Source organism: Cryobacterium sp. TMT1-66-1 (assembly GCF_004403435.1).
In the GTDB taxonomy this organism is placed as follows: Bacteria; Actinomycetota; Actinomycetes; order Actinomycetales; family Microbacteriaceae; genus Cryobacterium; species Cryobacterium flavum.
Map to the genome: position 1 here is coordinate 503231 of NZ_SOGP01000009.1, position 6000 is coordinate 509230.

Sequence of the window (6000 nt, forward strand, 5' to 3'; positions counted from 1 at the left end):
GCTTTTGGTTCAAACCAACGTTACGCAGGTCTAGACCTGATACTGTAGCCTAGCAGGAGTTAGGACGATTCTCACTACAGATTTTGGAGGCGGTTTATGGGCCAGGCCATCGTTGATGCCGGGCAAAGCGGCATCCGCGTCTATCTCTCGAAGGCGGGTCGAACTGATGTATCGCTCGAATTTCCCGGCGTTCGCGCGCACGATAACGTCCTCCTCCAGGTCGCGCAAGTTGTCGCCGAATCGATCGGCAATTTTGGCAGCCATGATGATTGGACAGTCGCGGCGGGAATCACCGGGCTCACCGCGATCCACGGCGGCGCCAATACCCTGTTGTTAGCTTTGCCGACATCCGTCACGCGCGTGGTCATCGGACACGACTCGGCGACAAGTTATCTCGGAGCTCTGGGCAATGCACCTGGCGCGGTCCTAGCCGTCGGAACCGGAGTCGTCGTAACAGCATGCGCTGCGGCGACCACAGCACGCGTCGACGGCTGGGGCCACCTCTTCGGCGACGCCGGGGGCGGATTTTGGATCGGCTCACGAGGCCTCACCGCAGTATTGGAGGCGGAGGACGGTCGAGCACTATCGACAAGTCTCACTGCCGCGGCCATTGCACGTTTCGGCGCCATCGACACCCTGCCGAGCATCGTCTACGAGAACCCCGACCGCGTCGCCGCGGTCGCTGCCTTCTGCATCGATGTCGTCGCCTGCGCGGAACACGGGGACTCGCTCGCTGACGGGATACTCACGGAAGGCGCACGCCAGCTCGCCCGCTCGGCCCAGGCAGCATTGGAAGCCGTCGGCCTCGCGGAGGACAGCCGTGTCGTGTCCTGGTCAGGCAACCTCATTCAAGGCAGCAATTACGTGCGACGCCTCATCCGCACGGAACTCGCGTCACTCCCCGTCGCTGCCAGCCTCGTCGCCCCGGTGGGGACACCGCTTGACGGCGCCCGCGCTCTCATCAACCTTCCCGCAACCCATCCACTGTACGGCGAGGTCACCCGCGCGTACCGTAACGAAAAGTGACCATGCACCCTTCGCTCCTGTCCATCAAGAACGGTCTCGTCGTTTCCTGCCAAACCTCTGCCGGCAACCCAGTGATGGGCCCCGAATCCATGACACTCATGGCGATTGCCGCTGCGACGGGCGGGGCTGTCGGATTCCGCGCAGAGGGAGCGATCGATATCGCCGCTATCCGCGCCACTACCGCGCTGCCGATTATCGGTATCCGCAAGACCAGTCGTTCGGCGGCCGGCGGCGTCTTCATCACACCGACCTTCGAAACGGCGACCGAGATGGCGGCGGCAGGCGCGGACGTCATCGCGCTCGACGGTACCCCGCGACCGCGCCCGGGCGGTCAGACCCTCGCCGAGATCATCACGCGAATTCATGACGACCTCGGACTCCCTGTGATGGCAGACACGGACAGCGTCGACTCCGGCCTCTACGCGGAGGACGCGGGAGCTGACGTGATCGGTACCACCCTTTCTGGATACACGGCCGCCGGCCCCATACCCGACGTCCCCGACGTCGACCTAGTGGCGTCCCTTGTTGCCCGGCTCGACCGCCCGGTTATCGCAGAGGGTCGATACTGGACGCGTGAAAATGTCGCCGCGGCCTACGCTGTGGGGGCCTACTCTGTAGTGGTTGGCAGTGCCGTCACCAACCCGATGATGATCACCCGCCGCATGGTCGCCGTGACCCCGCGTTCAGCACAGTAACCAGCCCCGCACTACCACCCCAGGAGTTCGACGATGGCGCCCAAACATCTTCTCATCCGCGAGCAACTGCTGGCCGAAATATCCGCCATGCACAGAGACGACGCACTTCCGCAGGAACGCGAGCTCGCGGAACGATTTGACGTGAGCCGAACGACTGTGCGGCAGGCGTTGCGAGGTCTGGCCGAAGACGGTCTGATCTACTCCATTCGAGGAATGGGCACATTCGTCTCCGGCGGTCGAATTTCGAAGGGACTCAAGCTGACGTCATTCTCCGAGGATATGCGCGGCCGCGACATGGAGCCGTCGTCGCGAGTTCTGAGTGCCACAGAGATGATCGCGACCAACGAAGTCGCGCTAAAGCTCGAGCTCGCACCGAAGTCCGCAGTCTTCGCGATCGAGCGCCTTCGGCTCGCGGACGGTGTTCCTATGTGCCGAGAAACGATCTACCTTCCCGCACACTTGTTCCCCCATCTGCTTCAGTTTGACCTAAGCAGCTCGTTGTATAAATTGATGGCAGAGCAATTCCGTGTACGGGTGGAGAACGCCACTCAACGGGTGTCGAGTGCGCTTATCTCCGGCGCCGACGCGGACCTCCTGGGCGTTCCGCATCGCGCGCCAGCCCTCGTCGTGAGCCGCCAAGGAGTGGACGGGAAGGGGCGTCTCGTTGAGTACGCGGTGAGCATCTATCGCGGGGACCGATACGATTACAGCTTTACTGTGCAACGCTGAGTGCCCAACTCTTCCGCTGCGCCCGCATCTCGTGGACGTACGTCTAGCCGCGAACCGGATCCGAATGGCGAGCAAGCGACCTGATCGGTTAGTTTGTCGATGACTGCGTCCTCGCGGCAGTATCTTTGGCCGCTCCAGCTGTGTGGGCGCAGGTGTCGACTGTCCAGGCGCCGAGGGGAAGCACGGATAAAAGTAGGTCGAAATCATTTGCGTCGGCTTGGACTGTGGACTTCGGCGCTCTTTGGCGGCGTTCTGTGATCGCTCTGTGTCCCTATTTCCGATGACGCCGCCGGTGATTGTGGTTGCGTCGTCCGTCGTATCGTCGCCGGGTTGAGACTTGGCAGGGAGAAGGAGGGTTGGAGTTCGGGAGGTCTGCCGGCGTCGCCGGTTCTGTGTGGGTCCGTAACGGAGACCACTTGGTGTCTTAGAAAACTAAAGGTTTACAAGACACGAGACCTACCCAAATCGAGTCGTGGGAAAAGTGCAGAAAGGCGCGGAATCGCGGGCTCCGATTTTGTCTCGGAAAGTCGTCTCGCCATTCGTGGTGTCTCACTATCCTCGAAGGGATTTTTTGAGGCAGAATGAGTTTATGAGGATGCTGGGTTACACGCGAGTGAGTACGGCGAGTCAAGATGCGCAGTTGCAGCTCGATGCTCTGGTTGCCGCCGGGGTGCAGAAGCGCGACGTGTTTGCGGATATCACCTCGGGGAGCAAGACGGCCATTGAGCGTCCAGGGATGAAGAAGCTCCTCGGTTACGCCGAACCCGGCGACATTATTGTCGTGTGGCGGGTGGACCGGCTCGGCCGGTCGCTCATCGATGTCCTCAACACGGTGAACCTGCTGCGGGAGCGTGGTGTGCTCGTCCGCTCGATCTCGGATGGGATCGACCCCGCCACGACGAACGGTCGGCTGATGCTGAATATGCTCGCGACACTGGCGGAGTATGAGCGCGAACTCATCGTCGAACGCGTCAATGCGGGCATCGCCGCCGCACGCACTGCCGGCACCCGCTTCGGCCGCCCAGCCGTGGACCCGACAGTGATCGCCGACAAGCTCGGGATCGTCAACGCCGCACGGAAGGGCGGACGCACTGCCGCCGATGCCGCCCACCTCGTCGGATGGAGCCGCGCGACCCTCTATCGCCACCAACATGCCCTCGCCGCCCGCGAGGGCCAGTGATGTAGCCAACCGTGGACGGCGACGAGCGGTGGCGGGTTCCTGGACTTCACGTCGAGGACCAGGTACCGCTTGCGGCTGTCGCCCGCGACACTGGGTCAGTGCGCGGACGTTGCAACGTTGGCACCAGCTCTACCGGGTCGGCGGTATCGTGGCGCTTGACCCTCGCCCGCGCGCCGACACGGGAACGCGACGCACCGCGGCGCTCGCTCGATAACGAAGGATTCCGAGAAGCTAACTAGCAGGCCAGCTGGCCTCCATTAGCGTTGAAGAATGAGCTCTCTCGTTCCCACGGACTACGCCACCACACTCGAGAGCATTAAGCGGCTCGTGCATGAGGCGCGCTACATCGCCCAGCGCCGAGTGAACACTGAACTGCTCCGGCTCTACTGGCAGATCGGAGCGATGATCATCGAGCGACAGAAGACAGCTCCGTGGGGTAGCAAGGTCCTCTCTCAGCTGTCCGTGGATTTGCGTGCAGAGTTCCCCACCGCGAAAGGGTTTTCGCCGGCCAACCTCAAGTACATGCGGAGGTTCGCCGAGGCGTGGCCCGATCAGGACGCAATCGGTCAACGATCCGTTGGCCAATTGCCCTGGGGCCACGTCATCGAGCTGATCGAGAAGCTCAACGACGCCGAGCTGCGCAATTGGTATAGCGCTAAGGACGTCGCGCAGGGCTGGAGCCGACCCGTCCTGGCACACCAGATCAAGTCCCTCCTTCACCTTCGTGAGGGGGCAGCCCCTTCCAACTTTCCGCACGCTCTCGAACGCGCCGACTCGGAGCTCGCTCAGCAGATCACGAAGGATCCGTTTACGCTCGAGTTCCTCGCCATCGACGGGGACGCTGCCGAGCGACAGCTGGAGGACCGGCTCGGCGAGCGCATCATTGACACGCTCCGTGAGCTCGGCCCTGCGTTTGCGTTTGTTGGCCGCCAGGTCCACTTCGATGTCGACGGCGATGACTTCTTCGTGGATTTGCTGTTCTTTCACGTCGATCAACTTCGGTATGTGGTTATCGAGTTGAAGACCACGAAATTCGAGCCGCGCGACGCCGGTCAGCTCGGTTTCTATGTCGCCCTCGTCGAGGACCGGCTGCGGGGGTCACAGCACCAGCCCACGGTCGGGATGCTGCTGGTTGCCGACAAGAACGAGTCCGTTGTGCGGTACGCACTCGCTGGCACCAGCCAGCCGATCGCCGTCTCTCGTTACGATCTACTCGCCTGCCGAGCAGGCTGCGCTCCCCGCCGAGGACGCTCTCACGCGCGCGGTCGCCCTTGAGTTCGACGACCACGCCCCAGAGTCGGCGTAACCATCAGTAAACAGGCTTGATGTGGACCCCTCTCGGTTTCCATCACGCAAGCTCAATTAGTGACCTTTGGGACACGCAGAATAGATGACTGGATAAGTGACAACTTTGAGTTCTTACGAAGATCTGATCGTGGTGTCACGTAATCGAACGTATAAATGACAGGGGTTGAGCATGCTCGTCGGATACATGCGCGTTTCCAAAACTGACGGCTCCCAGAGCACCGACCTGCAACGCGATTCCCTTGTTGCATCCGGCGTCGACCCGGACCACCTGTACGAAGACCACGCCTCCGGCAAGAAGGACGACCGTCCTCAGTTGCTGGCATGCGTGAAAGCACTTCGCAACGGTGACACTCTTCTTGTATGGAAACTTGACCGGCTGGGTCGTGATCTACGCCATTTGGTCAACACAGTTCATGACCTCACCGACCGAGGCATCGGCCTTAGAGTGCTCACCGGCGAGGGTTCGGCGATCGACACCACCACCGCATCCGGCAAGCTCGTCTTTGGGATCTTCGCCGCATTGGCCGAATTTGAGCGAGCACTCATTTCTGAGCGCACCGTTGCTGGGCTCGCCGCCGCGCGAGCACGGGGAAGGACCGGTGGGCGTCCGTTCAAGATGACGCCGGCAAAGATTCGCTTGGCGATGGCCGCGATGGGTCAAAAAGAAACGAAGGTCGGCGAACTCAGCAAGGAACTCGGGATCAGCCGGCAAACGCTGTACCGCCATGTCTTCCCGACGGGGGAGCTTCGACCTGATGGTGCGAAGCTACTGGGCAAAGCTAAGGTGCGCGCTGCGGTCCAAATATCAGGTCAGCTCTAGGCTCTCGGCCGGGTGTCAATCGAGAATTCGACCCCAGCGCCCCATAGTTTCCTGACTGTTCCTACCGTCAGATCACGTTCGAAGTTATGAAGCGCGATCGCGGCTCCGCCGACAGTACTGGCGAGTAGCGCTTGATGGTAGCGCCAGTCCAGGTAGTTGGTAACAAAGTTCTGACGAGGTGGTAGCGGCCCGGGAGTGGTGCCCGGGCCGCCTTGGGGTTATTCCCAGTAGCCTTTCTGGGC

General features: G+C 61.7%; 6 protein-coding genes. All 6 read left to right on the forward strand.

Translation table 11 applies throughout. From position 1 onward, the window contains the following. Positions 1-96 precede the first annotated feature (96 nt). The 6 genes from E3T29_RS08180 to E3T29_RS08210 all read left to right on the forward strand — a co-directional run bounded on the left by E3T29_RS08180 (position 97) and on the right by E3T29_RS08210 (position 5758). Positions 97-1026, forward strand: a complete 930-nt coding sequence (locus E3T29_RS08180) for an N-acetylglucosamine kinase (protein ID WP_134344981.1) — start codon at positions 97-99, stop codon at positions 1024-1026. 2 nt (positions 1027-1028) lie between these two features. Further along, positions 1029-1721, forward strand: a complete 693-nt coding sequence (locus E3T29_RS08185) for an N-acetylmannosamine-6-phosphate 2-epimerase (RefSeq protein ID WP_134345026.1) — start codon at positions 1029-1031, stop codon at positions 1719-1721. Positions 1722-1754: 33 nt separating this feature from the next. Then, complete coding sequence (locus E3T29_RS08190) at positions 1755-2450, forward strand: GntR family transcriptional regulator (protein WP_134344982.1); 696 nt, start codon at positions 1755-1757, stop codon at positions 2448-2450. Positions 2451-3039: 589 nt separating this feature from the next. After that, a complete protein-coding gene (locus E3T29_RS08195) occupies positions 3040-3630 on the forward strand; it encodes a recombinase family protein (RefSeq protein WP_134344983.1) in 591 nt (196 codons plus the stop codon). Positions 3631-3900: 270 nt separating this feature from the next. Then, positions 3901-4905: a YhcG family protein gene (locus tag E3T29_RS08205; RefSeq protein ID WP_370449129.1), complete on the forward strand. Its 1005-nt coding sequence runs from the start codon at positions 3901-3903 to the stop codon at positions 4903-4905. Positions 4906-5107: 202 nt separating this feature from the next. Further along, positions 5108-5758, forward strand: coding sequence for a recombinase family protein (locus E3T29_RS08210; protein WP_134344984.1), 651 nt, complete (start codon positions 5108-5110; stop codon positions 5756-5758). Positions 5759-6000 lie beyond the last annotated feature (242 nt).